A 20,492-nucleotide genomic window follows, 5' to 3' on the forward strand; every position below is an offset into this window, starting at 1 on the left:
ATGTAGCTCCATGGGCTTGGAAGGGGTCTCATCGCCGTCCTCCTCCTCTGCCGCCACCACCGCCACCGCGGCCGCCGCCGCCGCGCGACGGCATCGGGCGCGAGTGCTGAACGGGACGGGCTGCCGGGCGGTGAGCGCCCATGCTTTGTGCACCTCGTTTCGAGGCGACGGCCTGCTGGCGGCCGGACTGGACATTGCCGAGTGCGCTCGACTGGCGTCCGCGATTGTCGGGCCTCGCAGCCATCTGCGGTTTGCTGGGTTTCTTGACGGATTTCTGCGCGGGTTTCGCCGAAGGGCGATTGGCCGATTGTTTGGGACGGTTCTCCGGCCGGGACGCAGTCTGACGATCACCGGCCGCCGGCCTGTTTGCCTGCGGTTTGGCCTTCAGCCCTTGCGCCGTGCTTTTCCGGATATCGTCCGCGCGCGCCGCCGTGCCGCGATTGCCCGGCCCCTGGCTTGCCTGCCTGTCCGCGGCCTTGTTGCGCAGTTGATTGCGATTGTCGGCCTGTAGCCCCGACTGGATCGCCGACCGGTCCAGCTTGCCAAGCTGATCCTTGCCGATGCTCAGCTTGCTGCGGTCGACATTCGCCCAGTCGACGTCATTCAACTTCATTTTGCCGTTGAAGTTGCGATTGTTCAGGCAATTGTTGCAATCGATGTCGATATCGCCGTCCCAGCGGCCGCCCCATACCCCCCAGTCGTCCCAGTTGACGATGGCGGCCCAGGCAAGCCCGGTGACGGCGCCGGCGAAGAAGGCGGCGCCGGGATAATAATAGCTGTCGTAGTAGTCGGGATAATAGGAGATCGGTTCCGTCGCATAGCCCGGCTCATAGAGCATTTCCGGCGGATATTGCGGGATATAGATCTTCTCGGGATCGGTCGGCCGGATGATGATGTTGTCGTTTTCGGTGACAACCGTCACCTTGTCGTCCGTCTTGATGATGTTCTTTGCCACCGCCTCGTCGCGAAGCTGCTGAATGGCGATCAGCACGTCCTTCTGCTGATTGGCGAGCGCATCGGCGAGCGATTGGGTCCAGTCGAGATCCTCGCTCATCATCTTGACGATGTCAGGGTAGTTGAGCAGCGAAACGACGCTGCCGTCCCAGTCGCTTTTGGGCTTGAGGTCGGTATTCTTCTTTTTCGCTTCCAGAAAACGCTGTGCTTCGATGATCTGCAGCGGAAAGAGCGAGGCGGCCGAAATCGCCGCGACCAGTTCGTCCGGATAGAGCGCGATCCGCGCGACCAGCACTTCAAGCTCGTCTTCGGAGAGGAGGGCAGCGGCCGGCTGTTCGGCGCCCGCCGGAGCAGGCGCGGCAGCGGGCGCGGGAGCCTGTGCTCGCACGGGGAGGGCCGGCTGCAGCACAATGATCGCCAGAGCCGACAATCCACCAAGCAGTTTGCGGGAAATTGCTTTCATCGCATGCACCTCCCTTGAATCGGTTGCCTTGAATCGGTTGACGGACGGACGCGTTTACGGAGATTTCGGACCGGTGACGGTTGAACGCCTGAGCACTACAATTTTCGATTGCGATATCGCCTCTCGCATCTCTTTCAACAGGGCATCGACCAGACCTGCATATTCCAGCCGCCGCAGCTCCTTGATCGCCTCAGGCAGCTGTTCGGCACGCGCCAAAGCCTCCGCCGCGGCAGCCAGATCCTCGCACATGCTGTGAAAGGCTTCATTGACGTAGAAAAGCCGCTGCACCAGCCTCGCCTGGTCGGGAAAATAAGTCTCTGCCGTTTCAAGGGCGGACCGGTATGTCGAACCACTTTCTCCCGACGCCATCGCCGCCCCCGCCGCCGAACTGCGCTCAGCAGATGGGAGAAATTATATATCAGGCGAACGAGTTGGAGACGTAAAATACGCGATCTTACAATGCGACTCGCTGCTCTTGCATGACTGCCTGCCGCACAGCCGATCTGATCCGTTGAATGATCTGCGGACGCCTCGATAGAGATTACGCGATGCTACGGGCCTTTGCGCCGAAACGGGCCTACTATTCCAGCTTCGCTTGCGATCAGCGGCTCGGGCTAGACCCAAGCCGGAAGGGGGATCCGTGTTTCTCGACTATTTTGCGTTGGGCGTCTTGGTCTTCGTCGTGGTCACGCTTTTCTATGCCGTGATTGCCATTCACGACATTCCCCACCTGATGGCCAAGGCACGAAACCACCCCCATCAGGACGCTATACATGTTGCCGGATGGGTCAGCCTCTTCACGCTCCACGTGATCTGGCCGTTTCTGTTCATTTGGGCAACGCTTTACCGCGAAGACAGGGGCTGGGGCATCCGGCAAGACGGGAAGTTATCGGCGGAAGCTGAGGCGAACGCGGAAATCGCTCGCCTCCATGCACGAATCGCCGAGCTCGAGACAAGGACGCCGGAGAAGGAGAACGCCTGATGGATCTGCTCCTTATACTCACCTACGCCGCGATCTGCTGGGCAGTCTTTAAAATATTCAGGATCCCGGTGAACCAGTGGACGCTCGCAACCGCTGTCCTTGGAGGGATCTTCCTCATTTCAACCCTGCTGCTCCTGATGAGCTATAACCATCCCTATTCGAGCGACGGTCGCATCTATTTCACCTCGGCACCGGTCATCCCGGTCGTCGGAGGCCAGGTCGTCGAGGTCCCGGTGACAGCGAATGCGCCTTTGAAGAAGGGCGATATCCTCTTTCGCATTGATCCGCGGCCTTACCAGTTTACCGTCGATCAGAAAAAAGCCGCGCTCGCAGAAGCCGAGCAGTCCGTCCTGCAATTGAAAGCGGCCATGGATGCCGCCAATTCAGCTGTCACGGGCGCCGAGGCCTCGCGGGACAGGTCGCAGCAGGCCTTTGAGAAATTCCAGCAGTCGAACGAGAATGCAAAGTCGAGCGGCAAGGGTGCTGTCTTTTCCGAACTCGAGGTCGAAAACCGGCGCGGCATCTACCTGACGTCAGAGGCTACGGTCGACACGGCCCGCGCCCAGGCGCTGCAGGCAAAGCTTGCCTTTGAGTCTGAGATCAACGGAACCAACCCGACGGTTGCAAGGCTGCAGGCGGAATTGCACAATGCCGAGTACGAACTCGACCAGACGGTCGTGCGGGCGCCGACCGACGGCTACGTGACCCAGGTCTTCCTCCGCCCCGGAATGATGGCCAATCCTCTGCCGCTACGGCCGGTCATGGTCTTCATCGACAGCCAGGACCGCATGCTGGCGGCGGCCTTCATCCAGAACTCGCTGCAGCGCGTCCGCGTCGGCGATGAGGCGGAGGTTTCCTTCAAAGCCGTGCCCGGCAAGATATTCAAGGCGCGGGTGGGAGAGGTCATCGATGTGATGGCCCAGGGCCAGCTGCAGCCGAGCGGCGCGCTGATCGACCCGCAATCACCCGAGCGCCTCTCGCCTGGACAAACGCTGGCTCGGATCGAGCTGCTCGAAAGCACCAAGGACTATCAACTGCCGGGCGGCGTGGTCGCGGACGTCGCGGTCTACACCCATCATTGGCACCACGTCGCCGTTCTGCGCAAGGTGCTGCTGCGCATGAGCAGCTGGATGAATTACGTGTTTCTTGAACACTGATGCATATCAGCGGCAAAGAATAAGGAGCCCGCGGTGATAGGAAGTCTTCCGATGTTGCGGGGCTTGGCCGGCTTCAACAGAGACTGGCTCCGCAGTGACATTCCGGCCGGGCTGTCGATCGCCGCAGTCGGCCTGCCGAGCGCCATCGCCTATCCCGCCATCGCCGGCCTGCCGCCGGAGACCGGCATCTATGCCAGCATCGTCGCGCCGATCGCCTATGCGATCTTCGGTCCTTCCCGGCTTTTGGTCGTCGGGCCGGATGCTGCGACCATGACCGTGCTGGCGGCCGCCATGGGCGCCATTATCGCCGCCGAACCGACGACGGCAGCTGTCGACCGGGTCGCCATCGCCTCGGCCCTTGCGCTTGGCGTCGGCGTCTTCTGCATCGCGGCGAAATTGCTGAGGCTCGGCGTTCTCGCAAGTTTTCTCTCCCGCCCCATTCTGGTGGGCTTCTTCGCGGGCGTTTCGCTCTCGATCCTTGTCGGACAGATCGGCCGCTTCACAGGAGTGAAGATCCAGTCGGATGGACTGATCCCGCCGCTTGTCGAAATGCTCGCCAAGAGCAGTCTGATCCACTGGCCTTCCCTCGTCCTCGGCCTCGTCATGTTCGCCTTGTTATGGATCGTGCGGGCCTTCCGGTTCAGAGTTCCGGGTCCCGTTCTGGTGGTCGTCCTCTCGGTCGTGCTTTCGGCGATCTTCGATTTCCAGGGCCGCGGCATCGCAGTTGTCGGCGATATCCCTGGCGGACTGCCGAGCCTGTCCCTGCCTGCATTACATCAGATGCCTCTCGACAAGATCGTGCTCGGTTCGGCGGCGATCTTTCTGGTCAGCTTCGGCGCCGGCATCGTCGCGGCAAGAAGCTTTGGGTCACGAACCGGCGAGGAGGTCGACGCCAATCAGGAATTGATCGGACTTGGCGCCGCCAATATCGCGCCCGGTCTGTTCGGCTCGTTTCCGGTCAGCGTCTCGGATTCGCGAACCGCGATAAACCTGTCGACGGGCGGTGTCTCCCAGGTGGCGGGACTGGTATCGGCCGCGACCCTGATTGCCGCGCTTGTCTTCCTTCATAGCGCGTTGCGGATCCTTCCCATTCCCGCGCTCGCCGCAATTCTTGCAACGGCGGCGATCAGCCTCATCGATATTCACGAATTGAAAAAGATCTGGCGCATCAGCCGCATGGAATTCATTTTTGCGCTGATCGCCATGTGGGGCGCAATCAGCTTCGGTGTTCTCAACGGCGTCATCGTCGCCGTTGCGGCAACGCTCGTCTATCTCCTGCGTCAGACGATGTTTCCCCGCGATGGCCTGCTTGGCCGTATCGAAGGACGGCACGGCTTTTTCGATCTCGCCCGTTTTCCGGAAGCTCGCCCCGTCGCGGGCGCCGCCGTCTTCGCCATCCAGGGCAGCATTCTGTTTTACAATGCCGATTATATCAGGATGCGGCTGGCCTCGGTCGCCAAGGGACTTCCGGCCGAAACCCGATGCCTGGTGCTCGATGCCAGTGCCGTCACGCATATCGACAGCACCGGCGCAGCCGCGCTCGACGCCGTGGCCGAACTGCTGGCAAAGCGCAATATCGTCTTTGCCATGGCCGACCTTAGTGAAGAAAGCCGCGGCATCCTCGACCGCGCCGGCGTCATCAAAGCGATCGGCGTCGAAAATCTTTTCAATGGTCGAGAGGAAGCGCTCAGAGCGCTGATCGGAAGTGTCGGCGAGACCGGCGCTGCTATGCCGGCAGGCAAACCATCTTAACCGAAAGGGAGGGAGAGAAATGGACGAGAACTACGAGCCCGCACAGACGGATGGAGCGGCAGACCGTGTCGCAAAGGGCAATAAGAAAAAAAAGAAATCATGGGATTACGACAAGGAAATCGGGCGGCTGCAGGTGGAATTGGCCCATTTGCAAGCCTGGATCAAGAAGGCCGGCGCGAGGGTGGTCATCATCTTCGAGGGACGGGACGCCGCCGGCAAAGGCGGCATGATCAAGCGCATAACGGAAAAGGTCAGCCCGCGGGTCTTCCGTGTCGTGGCGCTGCCGGCGCCGACCGACCGCGAAAAATCCCAGATCTACATGCAGCGCTATATCGCTCATCTGCCGGCGGCCGGCGAAATCGTCATCTTCGACCGCAGCTGGTACAACCGCGCCGGCGTCGATCGCGTCATGGGATTCTGCAGCGAAAAGAAAGCGCAGCGCTTTCTTGAGCTGGCGCCCCGCTTCGAGGCCGCGATCGTCGAAAGCGGCGTCATTCTGCTCAAATATTTCCTGACGGTCAGCGAGGAAGAACAGGAACGTCGTTTCAGACGCCGGATCGACGACCCGGTGCGACAGTGGAAGCTCAGCCCCATGGATGTCGAATCCTATCAGCGCTGGTGGGACTACACGCGGGTCTATGACGAGATGCTGCGCATGACCGACAGCAACCATGCGCCGTGGTGGGTCGTGCCCTCGGATGACAAGAAACGCGGCCGGGTCAACTGCATCTCGCACATCCTGCAATCCATCCCCTATGAGCGGGTGAAGTTCGATGCGCCCGATCTCGGAAAACGCCAGAAACGGCCGTCGGATTTCGTGGAGGACCGCAGCATCCGCCATGTCGTGCCGGACACGGCGTCATAAACGCGGCGGACGGGATGCAACGATGGAGAATGCAGGCGATACGGCGGCACAGGGAGCCGGGCCAGGGCAGATTTCGATAGAGGCGAGAATAAGCGATCTCGTCCGCTTGGGCATTATCGGGCTTTTCGCCTATTGGACCCTGGTCCTCGTTGCTCCCTTTGCGCTGATCGTCATCTGGTCCGCCATTCTGGCGGTCGCGCTTTTCCCGATATTCGAGGCGCTTTCCAGATTGATCGGCAACAGGCCCGTCATCGCAGCCGTCGTCATCGTCGTCTTTTCTCTCGTCCTGATCATTGCGCCGCTCGCCCTTGTCGCGGTCAATTTTGCCGACGCCGCGCAGGCGCTGATCGGCACGTTGCGGGAGGGGAATTTTACCCTGCCCGCCGCGCCGGCCGCCATCCGGGAGTGGCCTGTCGTCGGTGAGCGGATCCACGGCGCCTGGAATCAGATCGCAAGCGATCTGGCCGCCACCATCATCAAGTTTCAGGCGCCCATTCGTGAGGTTGCGGCCGTTATTGTCGCGAAACTTGCCTCGATCGGCGTCGGTGTCTTGAGTTTTGTCGTTTCGATCGTGCTTTCGGGCATATTTCTCACCCGGTCGGCACCCCTGGCTGCAGCCGTACAGATACTGGCAAGCCGGATCGCCGGTGAAAAAGGTGTCGGCTTCGCCCGGCTGGCGGGCACCACGGTGCGAAACGTATCGCGCGGCGTCATAGGCGTCGCCTTTCTGCAGGCGCTGTTATGCGGATTGTGTTTTGCCCTTTTTGACATTCCGGCCGGCGGGCCTTTGACTTTTATTGTGTTTGTCCTCTGCCTGATGCAGCTCGGGCCGGCACTTGTCCTCTTGCCTGTCATTCTCTGGGCGTGGTTCTCCTGGCCCACGTCGATTGCATTGGTTTTCACCGTCGTCGCGATCCCCATCATGATCATCGACAACATACTGAAACCGATCTTGATGGCGCGCGGCCTCTCCACGCCGATGCTGGTGATCCTGATCGGCGTGATCGGCGGCACGCTATCGCAAGGCCTGCTGGGCCTGTTTCTGGGACCGGTCGTTCTCAGCGTCTTCTACGAGTTGCTGAGAGCCTGGGCGTGGCCTTCGGTCTCGAACGCAGCGGAAAATAACCGCCCCGCGAGTTTCGATGCTCAGCCGGAACGTATCGAACAGACGCAATGACGGTTCTGTCGAGGCGGGCGAGATCCTTCCTGGGAGAGGTCGCCGCCGGGAGGGCTCACCGGTTCCTGCAGTAGACGACAACCTCCTGCTCGATTTCACGGCAGAGCTGTTCATATTCACTGATCAGCCCATCCTCCCTCGGGCTCTTGTTTCGGAACCGCTCCAGCGCATCGACAGCAAGATCATAGGATTCGAACATCTCCGCGAGTGCCTCACTGGTCATACTCGCCAGCAGATGCCGGATATCGGGAAGTCGCAACATCAGTTTTCTGCGGCCGCGTTCTTGGCTCATGGGTCAGCTCCGCATTCAAGGCACTCCTGCAATGGATACGAAGTCGCCAGGCTACCGGATCGTTCCCGGAGATCACGAATAAATTTTTGGATTGGAGACTGAAGGCACACGAAGTCCGCAACGTAACGGGCCTAGCCGCCGCCGTCTCGGTCCGTTGCGTTCAGCGCTTTTACCGTGATGGCCGCAATGACGCCGGTCAGCACGATCCCTGCAAAACCGATGAGCAAAGCCAGTATTCGTGCCGAAACATGTTTGGGCGTGAAGTCGCCGTAGCCGATGGTAAGGCCCGTCACGAAGGTGAAATAAAGCGCTTCATCGATCCGCCAATCTTCGATGCGCCAGATTGCCAGGCCGGATGCCACCATGATCGACACGATGCCCGAAAGGATCGGCCAGATGACACGGAGCTGCTTTGCGAGTGCGATGAAGAACAGCCGTCGCATTTTTTGAGTTTGCGGCTCGCCGCCGGATGGCTCCTGTTTTCCAACGCGGGATGTCATCGCACTGCCGGAGGCAAGACGTACAGCGTTATGGCGAAGATCATATAGACCATCAGCACCAGGACGCCGACGAACCATGCCGATCGCCCGCTGTTGGTGACGAACATCGCAGTCACCGTCGCAAGAAACATCATCGTCACAGCACCCGGCCAGAATTGCAGATCCATCGGCGACGGGCCGATGACATAACTCATCAAGACGAGAACGGGCGCGACGAACAAGGCGATCTGCGACGCGCTCCCGAGTGCGATGCCGACGCTGAGATCGAGCCGGTTCTTGCGCGCCCCGGAAAATGCCGAGGCCATTTCGGCGGCGGCGCCGACCAGTGCGACGACGATGAAGCCGACAAAGGCCGGGGTCATTCCAAAGGCGACGGCCGCTTCCTGCACGGATTCGACGAAAATCTCGCTCACCAAGGCCACGAGGATGGTGACGCCGGCAAGCGTGCCGAGGGCGAGGCTAAGCGGCCACGGCGCCTCACCGGCCTCGGCATGTTCGGCTGAAGAGAAAAATTCCCGATGTGTCCCAAGCGTGAACAACAGCCCCAGCCCATATCCGATGATCAGCAGAACGGCCAAGCTGAGGCTGAGCTTTTGGGTGACCGGTGCGACCGATGTCGCATCCAATCCGCCAAGCGTCGACGGCATCAGAAGTGCGATTGTGGCCAGGAAAAGCAGGCCGGCTTGGATACGGGCGCTCGCCCGGTTGAATTCCTGTGTGTGGTATTTGAGGCCGCCCAGTAGAAAGGAAGCGCCGAGCATGAACAGCGTGTTGGTGACGATCGCGCCGGCGATGGATGCCTTGACCAGCGTATATTCGCCGGCTTGCAGTGCAGCCAGCGCGATCACCAGTTCGGTCAGATTTCCAAGGGTTGCGTTCAGCAGCCCGCCTGCGGCATCACCGGTCTTGGCGGCAACGGATTCGGTCGCATGGCTGAGCAGCCCGGCCAACGGCACAATGGCCAGGACCGACAGGACGAAAAGCGCCGTATGGGCTTCGGGAAAAAGCACCGCAGCTGAAAACACCACCGGCACGGCGGCCAGCAGCCATAATATCGGGCTGTCGCGAATCTCTTTGAAAAGGAGGCTCAAGCTTCGCTCCTGTGATTATCCTCGCCCGTTGCCGCAATGTCAGCGGGCTTGATCTGCTGCTGGCCGGCGCCGATGATCCCTGCCTTGCCCATTTTCCCGAAAGCGCGTCGCCTCACTCCGGAAGCGCCGTCTGCCGGAAGAAGGTCACGACTGCATCGTCAGGCGGGCCAAACCACGTTGTGAAGAAGGCCCGGAAATCCTGCGCAGCGTAGGCTTGGCTCAATGCGCGATCGACGGCCAGACGAAAATCCTCGTCCCCGCGCACCAGTTCAAGACCGAGCGGTTCGTAGGTGAAATGACGCTCGAGGACGATGAGATTGCCGGAGCTGTCGCTGCGGGCGGCGGCATCCATCAGAACCGGCATATCGCCGAAGAGCACCGCCGAGCTGCCGTCCAGAACACGCTCGATTCCCTGTTGATAGTTCGTCACGGGCGTCGCCGTCGCCGCGAGCTGGAAGCTCTTGATCTTGTCGGACAGCCAGCCTTCGCTGGTCGTGCCCGAGATCGACGAGAACGTTTTGTGTTCGAGGATCGTGCGGGCCGGCGCGCCGCGCCAGACGGGCCGGCTCGATGGTTCGCCATATTGCAGAACCTCACGCAATGCCAAGGGGGCGCTCGCACTGAGCAGCGCCCCCGTGCCGCTCGGGAAGATCGGCAGCGAGAACGAGACCTGCTGCCGGCGCTCGAGCGTGACCGGCTCCGCTGCGCAGACAAGGTCCGCCGTGCCATCCTGTATGGCACGCAGTTTGGCGTCACCCGAAAGGGGAACCCACTCCACATCGAGCTTCGGCAGGTTCAGCTGGGCTCTCAGGCTATCGGCGATCCTGTTGCAGAGCGCCACCGCATAGCCGTCGGGCTTGCCTTGGGCATCGAACGAAAACGGCCTTGCGTCCGGATCGTAGCCGAATTTTAGCGCGCTGCTCGTCCGGACGCGGTCGAGCGTCTGCGCCTGCGCGGGCAGCGCGGCGGCGCAGACGGCCGCTGCGGCAAGGACAGAGGCAGCGATTGCCGCCCAGCGACCATTTCTCTCTGACATATCTGGTCCTCCCTGTATTACTCGGCCGGCGCCCGGTTCACGCCGTTGGCGAAACGTGGGGCGATGAGCCCGTAAATGATGAAACCGATCCCTGTGACGATCATGCCGCCGAGCACCGCATCCTTGCCGGAGGCGTAGATGGCGAAAACGCTGTAGGCCATGCCGACCAAGGCGATAGTGGCGTTCAGCCGGTATTTCGCCTGGGGCACGCGGGCAGCCTTCATCATGACGAACAGGGAAGAGAGCGCGATGATATAGGGCAACACGTTCGTCACCACGGCGAGATTGACGAGAGCGGAAAACTGCTCGCTCAAGGTCGGCGATATGGTCATCAGGGCAAGCCCAGTCTGCACGATGCCGAGGATGATCATGCCGCTGACCGGTGCTCCCATCTCGTTGACCCGGGAAAATATCGACGGAAACATCTTCTCCTCAGCTGCAGTCTTCGCCGTCTGGGCGATGGTGAACTGCCAGCCCAGCAACGACCCGAGGCAGGCCAGCACCGCCAGCGCCATGACGATCGAACCGATCGCCGGATTGAACATCGTGGCATAGGCCAAGGCGAAAGGCCCTGTGGAGGTGGCGAGATCGGCATTCGGCACGATGCCCTGAATGACCGTCGTCGACAGGATGTAGATGACGGCCGCTCCGAGCGTGCCGAACATGCAGGCAAGCGGCACGTCACGCTTGGGGTTTTCGACGGCATCCGAATTCTGTGCCGCTGACTCCATGCCGAGGAAAGCCCAAAGCGTCAGCGAAATGCTCGATCCCATGCCCTGCGCGAGCGTTAGTCCTTTCGGATTCCAGGCATCGCCGAAAGTGCTTGAGCTGAACCAGAGCCAGCCGATGATCGACAGCAGGCCGACAGGAAGGATGACGCCCCAGACCGTAACCGAACCGATGCGCCCGGTAATGCGCGGACCGCCGAAATTGGCGGCCGTGGTCAGCCAGAGCAGAATGATCAGCGCTATGCAGGTCATGATGGGCGTGGATGTCAGCACCGGGAAAAATCCGGCGAGGTAGCCGACGGCGGAGATGCCGATGGCGACATTGCCGACGGCAAGCGACAGGAAATACAGGAAGAATACCATGAAGTAGCCGTCCTTGCCGTAGGCATCCTCCGCATAGGCGGACATGCCGCCGGGGCGCTGATTGAACAGCCCGGCCTGGGCGAAGCCATAGGCGATCGCCATCGAACCGATGGCCGTCACAAGCCATGACAGCAGCGAGATCGCCCCGACCTGGGCCATATTGGCGGGCAACATGATGATACCAGACCCCATCATGTTGACGGCGACGATGAAGGTGAGCTGCACCAGGTTCATCTTTTTCTTGGCCGTGGCCTCGGCCGCGAGATGCATCGTGTTATCGGTCATGACGAACCCTCCCTGCGTCTACTCGCGCACGACATATGTGTGGAATTTAATCCGCCCCTCGATCCTTTCCTGGAACACACCCTGGACCTCGTAGTTGAAGCCCGGGAACCGGTTGAAAGACTCTTCGAAGGCCAGGAAATAATCCCGCATCGGGCGCGCCCTCTCGTCCCAGCGTTCGCCGGGAACGATCACGCCGATACCCGGCGGATAGATCAGCGCCAGCGTTGCCGAAATGCGGCCGGCAACCTGCGTCAGCTGTATATAGTCGACATTGTTGGCGACCAGCGCTTCATAGGCCTGCTTGGGAGCAATGGCCGGTTCCGGGAAGCTCTCGGAGCGGAAGCAGAGGCGCTGGAGTTCCTTGACGCCGGCATCGCGATAAAACGAATGCATTTCGTTGCAGACCTGGCGCACCGTATAGCCGGCATAACGCTCGCGATGGGCGGCAAACACGGTCGGCAGCACCTCCTGCAGCGGCGCGTCGCGGTCCCAGAGGTTCTTGAACTTGACCAGCTTGGCGACGAGCGTATTCAGCTTGCTCTCATCTTCCGCCGGCGTCAGCAGAAAGAGCAGGCTGTTCAGGTCGCATTTTTCCGGCACGACCCGCTGCTCCCGCAGATAGTTGGCGACAACCGTCGCCGGAATGCCGAACTCGCGATAGCCGCCGGTTTTGCGGTCGATGCCGGGTGTCAGCAGCGCAAGCTTGTTCGGATCGACCATGGTGTAACCCGGCGCATACCCGGCATAGCCGTGCCACTTTGCCTGCGGATCGAACCGCCAGCATTGCTGCTCGCGCTTGAGCACATCCGTCGGAATATCCTCCCACCGCATGCCCTCGAGGTCGTCGGTATGTTTGGACCCTGAAACGGTGACGGTGTCCGGCACGAAGGGATCGAAGAACCATTGCTCTTCGACGCTTGCGGCTTTGGACTCGTAGTGCCGGACGAAGCCACGCAGCTTCTTGCGAACTTCGATCCCCAGCTCGATGCAGCGATCCCAGAGCATTTCGCCCGCCTTGCCTTCATGCACCTTGGCGTTGACGTCAAGCGAGGCGAAGAGCGGATAGAAGGGAGAGGTTGAAACATGCATCAGCAGCGATTCATTGAACCGCTTGTGTTCGACGAACCGGCGCTGGCCGCGGATATGTTCGTCCCGCTTGTGGATTTGCGAGGCCTGCGAGAAACCGGCGCCCTGCTTGTGCACCGACTGGGTGGAGAACAATCCCGGCATATCAGCCCGCAGGTCTTTCAGGCGCATCGGGCTGTGGCCCTCGAAGAGCGGATGGAAGGCATTGTAGCCGATCCAGGCCTCGTCCCAGAGCACGTAGTCGCAGAGATGCCCGATCTTCTCCATCACCTGGCGCACATTGTAGATCGTGCCGTCATAGGTCGCGAGCTGAATGCAGGCGAGACGGAAGGGCCGGTCTGCCTTCGCACGGCTCTTGTCGGCGACGAGCGGATGTTCCTCGATCTTTCGCCGCAGCCAGCTTTCATCCCACGCCGCCCAGTCCACCGCCCCGATCATGCCGAAAGAATTGCGGGCCGTCGGCAGATAGATCGGGATGGCGCCCGCCTGAACAAGAGCGCCCTGATGCAGGGATTTATGATTGTTGCGGTCGAAGAGCACGAGATCGCCGCTGTGCAGCACTGCATTGGCAACCACCTTGTTGGAGGTGCTTGTTCCATTGAGAATGAAATAGGTGCGGTCCGCACCGAAGATGCGCGCCGCCTGTTTCTGCGCCTCGACGGCTGGACCTTCGTGGATCAGCAGGTCGCCGAGATCGACATCCGCGTTGCAGAGGTCGTTGCGGAAGATGCTCTCGCCGAAATATTTGAAGAACAGCTGGCCGGCCGGCGATTTCCGATAGAACTGGCCGCCCTGATGTCCGGGGCAATCGAAGGCGATATTCGCCTCGCCGTCATAGGCCATCATGCCGCCGAAGAACGGCGGCAGCAGCGACTTGCCGTAATTGACCGCGCTGGAGACGATCTGCTTGGCATAGAAGGTCGGCGTCTGCTGACCGAGGTAAACGAAGCCGTCGACCTCGCCGGCCATTTCGACGACCTCCATATCCGCAATGCTCAGCGTGTCCGCCATCGCCCAGATCGGCGTGCGGAAGCCGATATCCCTGACCGAGCGAAGGAAGCTGCGAGCCGCCGACAACTGGCCGCCCTCGACCGAGCCGATATAGGCGCCGACATCGGCATCCTCTGAGACATCGGCGGAATAGTCGCCACGCAGTTCCACCTCGAAACCTTGGTCGATGATCTGTGACACCAGTTCCTGAGCCTGAGAATTGTCGCGGTCGATGATCGCCACGATCTTCAGCATCTTGTGGAAGGGTATGGCGACCGTCGGAGACTTCACATCACGCGGGATCATTTTTGCGTCTCCTCTGCAATGCAGTCGACGAGGTAGCGGCGACCGCTATTGCCTGGGGCAAAACGAAGGCCGTGAATATCGGTCTCGAAACCGGGAAATTTGCGGTCGAAATCCCTGGCGTAAAGCAGGTAGTCCTGAACGGACTTCGTCGACTGGGTGATCCGTTCTCCCGGCATGATCAGTGGGATCCCCGGCGGATAGGGAACGATCATCACGGCGAGGATGCGGTTCATCAGCTTGTCGATCTCGATGCTCTCGATCTTGCCCTTGACCAACCGGTCATAGGCATCGGCGGGACGCAGCGCCATCTCGGGCAGGAGCGTGTACATCTCGCGCTGCGCCTTCGGCACCTCGTCCTTGCGATAGATCGCATGGATCTTTTCGCAGAGATCTTTCAGTCCCATGCCGGCATAGGCTTCCGGGTGCGCGGCCGCCAGCGCCGGCAGCGCCCGGGTTAGTGGCGCATTGGCGTCATAGAGATCCTTGAAATTGATGAGCTCGGTGACGAGCGTGCTCCACTTGCCGCGGGTAATGCCCATCGAGAAGAGAACCAGGAAGGAATAGAGCCCGGTCTTTTCGATCTCGATCCGCCGGGAGGAGAGGAATTTCGTGATGACCGCCGCCGGAATCCCCTGTTCCTGCATGATGCCACCCGCCGACAGGCCCGGCGAAAGGATGGTGACCTTTATCGGATCGACCATGACATGATTTTCGGCAAGGCCTGCAAAACCATGCCAGGCATCATCCGGCTTCAGCACCCAGTCGGCATGGGTGTCGCTCGGCGTCTGTTCGGCAACCGCCGGTTCCCAGACGTCGAACCACCAGCTTGCTTCCGTCTGTTTTCTCACCGCTTTCATCGCCCGGCGGAAGCTGATAGCCTCATCGATCGTCTCCTGCACGAGCGCGCGTCCCGCCGGCTGCTCCATCATCGCGGCGGCGACATCGCAGGAGGCGATGATGCCGTATTGCGGCGAGGTCGAGGTGTGCATCATGAAGGCTTCGTTGAATCGCGTGACGTCGAGACGCTTGTTCTCGGCGTGCTGGATATGGATCATCGATGCCTGCGAGAGCGCGGCCAGAAGCTTGTGGGTCGAATGCGTGGCAAAGGTGATGGCGTTTTTCGAACGCGCCGGTTTCGTCGAGGAGATTCCGTGGAACCCATCGTAGAATTCATGGAAATTGGCATAGGCGTACCAGGCCTCGTCGAAGTGCAGCACCTCGACCGCCTCACCCAGCGACTGCTTGATGGCGTCGACATTGTAGCAGAGCCCGTCATAGGTCGAGTTGGTGATGACCATCAGCCGGACCTTGCCGCTCGTCTGCCCGGCAAAGGGGCTTGCGGCAATTTTGCGTGCGATTGCCTCCGGCGTGAACTGGTCCTTCGAGATCGGACCGATGATGCCGAGCCCATTGCGCGACGGCGTCAGATAGATCGGTGTTGCGCCCGTCATGATCAGCGAGTGCAGGATCGATTTGTGGCAGTTGCGGTCGCAGAGTACGAGATCGCCGCGCCCCACCATGCCGTGCCATACGATCTTGTTTGCCGTCGACGTGCCGCCGACGACAAACAGCGTCTCGTCCGTGCCGAAGATGCGCGCGGCATTGCGCTCGCCCTCGGCGATCGGCCCGACATGATCCAGCAGCGAACCGACGCTGCCGACCGACACGGAAATGTCGGATCGCAGCGTGTTTTCGCCGAAGAAAGTATAAAAGAGCTGACCGACCGGGCTCTTGCGGAACGCGACACCGCCCCCGTGGCCGGGCGTGTGCCAGGAATAGGCGCCCTCGAGCGTGTAGTCCATCAGCGCCTTGAACATCGGCGGCGGCAGCCGGTCGAGATAGTTGCGTGCGGCCTGCGCTATGGCGCGCGCCATGAATTCCGCCGTATCTTCGAACAGCCGGAAGAAGGCATTGGCGTGGCGCAGCACCGTGGCCGGGACGTCTTCGGCAGTCGTGTCGTCGCCGAACAGGAAAATCGGCAGGCGGTCGTTCCTCTGCCGCTTCGCTGCCAGAACCTCTCCGAGCACCTGCCAGCGCGTGGTCTTGTCCTCGGCTCCATCGACGGACACCAACCAACAGGATTCGGTGTTGAAGATATGCACGAGGCGCCGCGCATCCTCGTAGGAAACGCCGGAGACGATCCGGAAGCCTTCCTTTTCGATTGCATCAGCCAGATCGCGCATGCCGCGGCCGGCAGCGCTTTTGCCATCAAAATCCTCGTCGATAACGGCTATCGGAAATGCCATCTGGAATTCCATGCGTTCCTCCAGAAACCGAGAGTCAAAGGCCGTGGCGCTCTGCAGCGACGCGCGTCTCAGCTGGAGGGATCGTACAGGACGGGTGGCGCACCGTCGTTGATTGCAATCAACGCGAGGTCAAGCATTTCGGTATCAGTGGGAATGTCGACGGCGGCCTACTCGGCCCATTCCGCATCGGCCGTGAAGGCAATCGTCAGCCAGCGATTGGCGCTTTCGTCTCCGATCGCATCGCCTATCTCGTCCCTGAGTGCGTCCCATTCCTCCACGGTCTTTGGAGGAAGGCCTTCAGGCACGATGAAATAGAGTTCGATCTGCATTGCCCGGCCGACCCGGGCAACATAGGCGCGATGCGAGAGGAAACCGAGGCGGTGAACCGTCTCAGAGGCAATGCGGTCGACATGCTCCTGGAGGTCGACGGGCGCAATCAGCAGGATTTCGCTCAGGGCCTTCCAGACGGTGCCGATCGGAAGCGGAATCATGACGAGGCAGACCAGTGCCAGAACCGCGGGGTCCATATAGCTGGCAACCCATGCGGCCGACGTCGCCTGCACGGCCATGCCGATCAGAAATGCAATCAGCAGGGCGAAAGCGATGCCGCCGGACATGATCCAGGCCTTGATGTCGAGCGAGACGAAATCGGATTTGATCCGGGCGTTCAGCCGGATGCCGAGGAAAGTCATGGCGGCGCAGACAAGCAGGGTCGCCGCGGAATAAGCGACCGCCATGCCGAACTGCAATTCGTGGCCGCCGTTCAGGATGCTGATGATCGCGCTGATCAGCGCATAGATGGCGACGGTTATCAGCAGGCAGCCATTGAGCATCAGCACGATGGGCTCCAGATGCCAGAAGCCCATGGTAAAGCGGTTTCGGATCCTGCCCGACTGCGCGTCGCTCTGCGTGGATTTTATGATCAGGCTGGAAACCCAGAGCGCCAGCCCGGTCATCGCCGCATCGGCCAGCGAATAAACGCCGTCGAAAGCGATGGAGAACGATCCGGAAAGAATGCCGAAAACCACACCGAGCGTCGCGACCACGACCGTCGCCGCGATCGAGATCCTGAGAAATCCCTGCTCGCCCAGCATCATTGCCCCACCTCCGACACCCTTCATTCCAATCGTTTTATGCTGATCGTGAAGGCGAGACGAGGTGGGTTTGCTTTTTTCTCCTGCCGGTCGCAGCCGTCCTGCGGCAGCCGGGCGATGATCCAGGGAAGACGCCGCATGCGGCTCAGCCTGAAATCTGCCCGGCGCAGTTGCCGGTCATTTTGTGTAGAAGGTCATATTGCCGTTGCGCGCCCGCGACACCCATTCGATGTCATTGGCGGTAAGCTTCTTGGTTTTGAGTTGAGCCGTAAGCCACTTGTTGGCGCGAATTGCATCCCGGATGGCTTTGACGTGCTCATCGCTTCCCTGTTGAGGGTGTGAGCCGGTCTCGGAAAAATCGGCCATCCTGTAGCTGACGATGGTAAACCGTCTGTCGTGATAGGTTCGCACCGCCTCGGGCAGATTCTCGCTCCAGTTCATTCTCCGATATTCGCGTCTAGTCTGCTGGGCCTCGACCGGGGCAATTCCGGCGGCGGCAGTCAATACGGCAAGTCCAATGATCACGGCCATCTTCATCGCTCTAGCTCCCGAGAACCGAATGATGTTCGGTTGCGCAAGATAGCTCATGCGCCGGCGCCAGGCATTGCGTAGGATCAATGGCGTTCAAACAAGCAGATGGCCGATAACCACTGGATTGTATGATGCTGGAGACGGTCCCATCCACTACGCCCCGCCCACTACGCATTGAACCGGATTGCAGCGTCTATTCTTTGGGAGGAAGATTGCATCCGGCAGCAGATGTCCGCGGCGATATCGGTATCGGAAAGGACGTCTCTGGGGAGGGCACCATGACAACGTCGCCAAATGGCAAGAGTCTGGGACTTGCCGCCTGCACCGCTATCGTCGTCGGAAACATGGTGGGGTCGGGCTTTTATCTTTCCCCGGCCGCAGTAGCACCCTATGGCAATCTCGCGATCGTCGTCTGGATCGTCATGGGTGCGGGAGCAATCTGCCTCGGCCTGACCTTCGCGCGGCTGGCGCGCCTGGTGCCTGCCGTCGGCGGTCCCTACGCCTATACAAGGCTTGCCTATGGCGACTTCGCCGGTTTCCTGATCGCCTGGGGTTACTGGATTTCCATCTGGACATCGCTGCCGGTCATCGCCATTGCCTTTGCCGGCGTGATGGTCGATCTCTTCCCTGCCCTCGGCAACCGCTTCACCGCGACGGTGCTGACGCTTGGCGTGATCTGGGCGATCGTGCTCGTCAATCTTCGCGGCGTTCACGCGGCCGGCCTCTTTGCGCAGGTCACCACCTACGCCAAGCTGCTCCCCTTCGGCGCAGTCGCCATCATCGGTCTTCTCTTCATCGACACGTCGCATTTCTCCGAATTCAATCCAAGCGGCCAGCCGCTGCTGCAATCGGTCGCGACGCTGGCACCGCTGACGATGTTTGCCTATCTCGGGTTGGAATCGGCGACCGTGCCCGCAGGCGATGTTGAGGATGCGGAGCGGACCATCCCGCGCTCCACCGTCCTGGGGATCTCGATCGCTGCAGCGCTTTATGTGCTCGGCACCATCGTGGTGATGGGCCTCGTGCCGCGCGAGCAGCTCGTTCACTCGGTGGCGCCGTTCTCGCAAGCCGCGGGCATCATGTGGGGGCGCGGCGGCGAGCTGGCGATCTCGATCGCCGTCCTGCTCTCCTCTATCGGCGCCTTGAACGGCTGGACCCTGCTGATGGGACAAGTGCCGATGGCCGCCGCCCGGGATGGGCTGTTTCCTCCGCTTTTCGCGCGGCTCTCGTCCCGCGGCGTACCGGCTCTGGGCATGATCGTCTCGGCGTTGTTCGCAACCCTGCTGGTTCTCGTTCAGGCCTTCGGGGCCGAAGGATTCGCCGCAGTCTATCGGCTGATGGTCGGGCTGAGCACGATGGCCGCCGTCGTCCCCTATGCCTTCTGTTCGCTGGCCGGAACGCTCGTCGCGGGCGCGACGCTCGGGCGAATGCCGCGCGTCAGCGCGATCGAACTGATCGCCTTCGTTTTTGCGATCTTCACCCTCTATGGCTCGGGCGCGGAGCCGGTGCTCTATGGGCTGGTGCTGCTGATGCTCGGGATCCCCGTCTATGTCTGGCAAAGACGTAACGCCGCGCCGGCGATCGAACGCCAGGAGACGGCGGGCGGTGCTGCGACGCGGCACCCGGCCGTGTCGGGATAGGGGGCGGACGAGTGTTCAGGCGTGCCAACTCAGGCCGGCAAAGTTTTCACTGATGATGGTTCCGCGTTCGCCGCGCACCATTCCCGCAATGTCGGCGAGCGATCCGATCGCTGCGGTCCTGCCGCCCGTGCGGGCAAAATGGCAGGCGGCGTCGACCTTGGGGCCCATCGACCCGGCTGGAAAGGAAAACTGCTTGAAATCGTCGGGACGGGCCTGATGGATCGCCTTCTGCGACGGCTTGCCCCAGTCGGTGCAGACGGCCTCGGCATCCGTCGCCATGATCAGCAGATCGGCGTAAAGCTCGCGTGCCAGAAGCTCCGAGCAGAGGTCCTTGTCGATCACGGCTTCGACCCCGATCAGCTTACGGTCGCTGCCCTTTTCGTACATCGTCGGAATGCCGCCGCCGCCCGCACAGATGACGATCGTGCGCTGCTCCAGCAGCCAGCGGACCGGACGGATCTCGAAGATGCGCTTGGGCGCCGGCGAGGCGACGACACGCCGCCACTTTTCGCCGTCCTGCTTGAACACCCAGCCTTTTTCCGCGCGGATCCGCTCCGCCTCCGCCTGTTCGTAGACCGGACCGACGAACTTGGTGGGGTTCTGGAAACCGGGATCGGCGGCATCGACTTCGACCATGGTCAGCAGTGTGGCCAAAGGCTGTTCGAACGGCAGGAGATTGCCGAGTTCCTGTTCCAGCATATAGCCGATCATGCCCTCGGTCTCGGCGCCGAGAACGTCGAGCGGATAGGCTTCCTCGGGTTTGTAGGCTGCCCCCTGAAGGGCAAGCAGGCCGACCTGCGGCCCATTTCCGTGCGTCACCACGATTTCATGTTCGGCTGCCAAGGGCGCGATCGCCTGAGCCGCGACGCGCGCATTCCGTCTCTGGGTATCGGCCGTCATCGCTTCCCCGCGCCGGAGAAGCGCATTGCCGCCAAGCGCAATGACCACACGCAT

At 61.1% G+C, this 20,492-nt stretch carries 18 protein-coding genes; 6 read left to right on the top strand and 12 right to left on the bottom strand.

Annotated elements, in window-relative coordinates; all coding sequences use genetic code 11:
• Positions 1-28: 28 nt before the first annotated feature.
• Both BBJ66_RS00245 and BBJ66_RS00250 read right to left on the bottom strand, forming a co-directional pair.
• Positions 29-1,417 carry a DUF3300 domain-containing protein gene (locus BBJ66_RS00245; protein ID WP_049731302.1) on the bottom strand — a complete coding sequence of 463 codons (1,389 nt, stop codon included), beginning with the start codon at positions 1,415-1,417 and terminating at the stop codon, positions 29-31.
• Between the two features lie 54 nt (positions 1,418-1,471).
• Positions 1,472-1,786, bottom strand: coding sequence for a hypothetical protein (locus BBJ66_RS00250; protein ID WP_049731301.1), 315 nt, complete (start codon positions 1,784-1,786; stop codon positions 1,472-1,474).
• A gap of 271 nt (positions 1,787-2,057) precedes the next feature.
• Here BBJ66_RS00250 and BBJ66_RS00255 point away from each other — a divergent pair, with 271 nt between their 5' ends.
• Genes BBJ66_RS00255 through BBJ66_RS00275 form a run of 5 tightly spaced genes read left to right on the top strand, consistent with a single transcriptional unit; the run spans position 2,058 to position 7,350 of the window.
• Positions 2,058-2,399: a DUF3302 domain-containing protein gene (locus BBJ66_RS00255; protein ID WP_049731300.1), complete on the top strand. Its 342-nt coding sequence runs from the start codon at positions 2,058-2,060 to the stop codon at positions 2,397-2,399.
• The gene (locus BBJ66_RS00260) at positions 2,399-3,556 is read left to right on the top strand and encodes an HlyD family secretion protein (protein ID WP_049731299.1); all 1,158 of its coding nucleotides are present in this window, start codon (positions 2,399-2,401) and stop codon (positions 3,554-3,556) included. Before BBJ66_RS00255 ends, BBJ66_RS00260 begins: the two co-directional genes overlap by 1 nt.
• Positions 3,557-3,607: 51 nt before the next feature.
• A complete protein-coding gene (locus BBJ66_RS00265) occupies positions 3,608-5,308 on the top strand; it encodes a SulP family inorganic anion transporter (RefSeq protein ID WP_244471186.1) in 1,701 nt (566 codons plus the stop codon).
• Positions 5,309-5,327: 19 nt separating this feature from the next.
• Complete coding sequence (ppk2, locus tag BBJ66_RS00270) at positions 5,328-6,173, top strand: polyphosphate kinase 2 (protein WP_049731297.1); 846 nt, start codon at positions 5,328-5,330, stop codon at positions 6,171-6,173.
• Positions 6,174-6,195: 22 nt separating this feature from the next.
• Positions 6,196-7,350 carry an AI-2E family transporter gene (locus tag BBJ66_RS00275; RefSeq protein WP_071084100.1) on the top strand — a complete coding sequence of 385 codons (1,155 nt, stop codon included), beginning with the start codon at positions 6,196-6,198 and terminating at the stop codon, positions 7,348-7,350.
• Positions 7,351-7,405: 55 nt separating this feature from the next.
• Here the strand turns inward: BBJ66_RS00275 and BBJ66_RS00280 are convergent, their stop codons facing one another.
• The 9 genes from BBJ66_RS00280 to BBJ66_RS00320 all read right to left on the bottom strand — a co-directional run bounded on the left by BBJ66_RS00280 (position 7,406) and on the right by BBJ66_RS00320 (position 17,904).
• On the bottom strand, positions 7,406-7,642 hold the full coding sequence (locus tag BBJ66_RS00280) for a hypothetical protein (protein WP_049731295.1): 237 nt from the start codon (positions 7,640-7,642) through the stop codon (positions 7,406-7,408).
• Between the two features lie 131 nt (positions 7,643-7,773).
• A complete protein-coding gene (locus tag BBJ66_RS00285) occupies positions 7,774-8,085 on the bottom strand; it encodes a potassium channel family protein (RefSeq protein ID WP_184342691.1) in 312 nt (103 codons plus the stop codon).
• Between the two features lie 53 nt (positions 8,086-8,138).
• Positions 8,139-9,233 (bottom strand): calcium/proton exchanger, encoded by a 1,095-nt coding sequence (cax, locus tag BBJ66_RS00290; RefSeq protein ID WP_071084106.1) that lies wholly within the window; start codon positions 9,231-9,233, stop codon positions 8,139-8,141.
• A 112-nt stretch (positions 9,234-9,345) separates the two neighbouring features.
• Positions 9,346-10,269, bottom strand: coding sequence for an amino acid ABC transporter substrate-binding protein (locus BBJ66_RS00295; protein ID WP_083335501.1), 924 nt, complete (start codon positions 10,267-10,269; stop codon positions 9,346-9,348).
• 17 nt (positions 10,270-10,286) lie between these two features.
• Positions 10,287-11,645, bottom strand: coding sequence for a putrescine-ornithine antiporter (gene potE, locus BBJ66_RS00300; protein WP_049731292.1), 1,359 nt, complete (start codon positions 11,643-11,645; stop codon positions 10,287-10,289).
• A gap of 18 nt (positions 11,646-11,663) precedes the next feature.
• Positions 11,664-14,027, bottom strand: coding sequence for an ornithine decarboxylase (speC, locus tag BBJ66_RS00305; protein ID WP_071084108.1), 2,364 nt, complete (start codon positions 14,025-14,027; stop codon positions 11,664-11,666).
• Complete coding sequence (locus BBJ66_RS00310; RefSeq protein WP_071084110.1) at positions 14,024-16,285, bottom strand: Orn/Lys/Arg decarboxylase N-terminal domain-containing protein; 2,262 nt, start codon at positions 16,283-16,285, stop codon at positions 14,024-14,026. Before BBJ66_RS00310 ends, speC begins: the two co-directional genes overlap by 4 nt.
• A 155-nt stretch (positions 16,286-16,440) precedes the next feature.
• Positions 16,441-17,367, bottom strand: a complete 927-nt coding sequence (locus BBJ66_RS00315) for a cation diffusion facilitator family transporter (RefSeq protein WP_071084920.1) — start codon at positions 17,365-17,367, stop codon at positions 16,441-16,443.
• 177 nt (positions 17,368-17,544) lie between these two features.
• A complete protein-coding gene (locus BBJ66_RS00320; RefSeq protein WP_184342753.1) occupies positions 17,545-17,904 on the bottom strand; it encodes a hypothetical protein in 360 nt (119 codons plus the stop codon).
• A gap of 272 nt (positions 17,905-18,176) precedes the next feature.
• On the opposite strand from BBJ66_RS00320, the gene BBJ66_RS00325 reads away from it, so the two are divergent.
• Positions 18,177-19,538, top strand: coding sequence for an amino acid permease (locus BBJ66_RS00325; protein WP_071084922.1), 1,362 nt, complete (start codon positions 18,177-18,179; stop codon positions 19,536-19,538).
• A 15-nt stretch (positions 19,539-19,553) separates the two neighbouring features.
• Here BBJ66_RS00325 and arcC read toward each other — a convergent pair whose 3' ends face one another.
• Positions 19,554-20,492 (bottom strand): carbamate kinase, encoded by a 939-nt coding sequence (arcC, locus tag BBJ66_RS00330; protein ID WP_071084112.1) that lies wholly within the window; start codon positions 20,490-20,492, stop codon positions 19,554-19,556.

It is taken from the genome of Rhizobium sp. RSm-3, assembly GCF_001854685.1.
In the GTDB taxonomy this organism is placed as follows: domain Bacteria; phylum Pseudomonadota; class Alphaproteobacteria; order Rhizobiales; family Rhizobiaceae; genus Rhizobium; species Rhizobium ecuadorense.

What these genes read in the sequence shown, in the direction of transcription:
- BBJ66_RS00265 (WP_244471186.1), top strand. Translation starts at nt 3,608, where the DNA reads ATGTTGCGGGGCTTGGCCGGCTTCAACAGAGACTGGCTCCGCAGTGAC.
- BBJ66_RS00320 (WP_184342753.1), bottom strand. Translation starts at nt 17,904, where the DNA reads ATGAAGATGGCCGTGATCATTGGACTTGCCGTATTGACTGCCGCCGCC.
- BBJ66_RS00245 (WP_049731302.1), bottom strand. Translation starts at nt 1,417, where the DNA reads ATGAAAGCAATTTCCCGCAAACTGCTTGGTGGATTGTCGGCTCTGGCG.
- ppk2 (WP_049731297.1), top strand. Translation starts at nt 5,328, where the DNA reads ATGGACGAGAACTACGAGCCCGCACAGACGGATGGAGCGGCAGACCGT.
- speC (WP_071084108.1), bottom strand. Translation starts at nt 14,027, where the DNA reads ATGATCCCGCGTGATGTGAAGTCTCCGACGGTCGCCATACCCTTCCAC.
- BBJ66_RS00295 (WP_083335501.1), bottom strand. Translation starts at nt 10,269, where the DNA reads ATGTCAGAGAGAAATGGTCGCTGGGCGGCAATCGCTGCCTCTGTCCTT.
- BBJ66_RS00325 (WP_071084922.1), top strand. Translation starts at nt 18,177, where the DNA reads ATGACAACGTCGCCAAATGGCAAGAGTCTGGGACTTGCCGCCTGCACC.
- BBJ66_RS00250 (WP_049731301.1), bottom strand. Translation starts at nt 1,786, where the DNA reads ATGGCGTCGGGAGAAAGTGGTTCGACATACCGGTCCGCCCTTGAAACG.
- potE (WP_049731292.1), bottom strand. Translation starts at nt 11,645, where the DNA reads ATGACCGATAACACGATGCATCTCGCGGCCGAGGCCACGGCCAAGAAA.
- BBJ66_RS00280 (WP_049731295.1), bottom strand. Translation starts at nt 7,642, where the DNA reads ATGAGCCAAGAACGCGGCCGCAGAAAACTGATGTTGCGACTTCCCGAT.
- arcC (WP_071084112.1), bottom strand. Translation starts at nt 20,492, where the DNA reads ATGCGTGTGGTCATTGCGCTTGGCGGCAATGCGCTTCTCCGGCGCGGG.
- BBJ66_RS00260 (WP_049731299.1), top strand. Translation starts at nt 2,399, where the DNA reads ATGGATCTGCTCCTTATACTCACCTACGCCGCGATCTGCTGGGCAGTC.
- BBJ66_RS00285 (WP_184342691.1), bottom strand. Translation starts at nt 8,085, where the DNA reads ATGCGACGGCTGTTCTTCATCGCACTCGCAAAGCAGCTCCGTGTCATC.
- BBJ66_RS00275 (WP_071084100.1), top strand. Translation starts at nt 6,196, where the DNA reads ATGGAGAATGCAGGCGATACGGCGGCACAGGGAGCCGGGCCAGGGCAG.
- BBJ66_RS00310 (WP_071084110.1), bottom strand. Translation starts at nt 16,285, where the DNA reads ATGGAATTCCAGATGGCATTTCCGATAGCCGTTATCGACGAGGATTTT.
- BBJ66_RS00315 (WP_071084920.1), bottom strand. Translation starts at nt 17,367, where the DNA reads ATGCTGGGCGAGCAGGGATTTCTCAGGATCTCGATCGCGGCGACGGTC.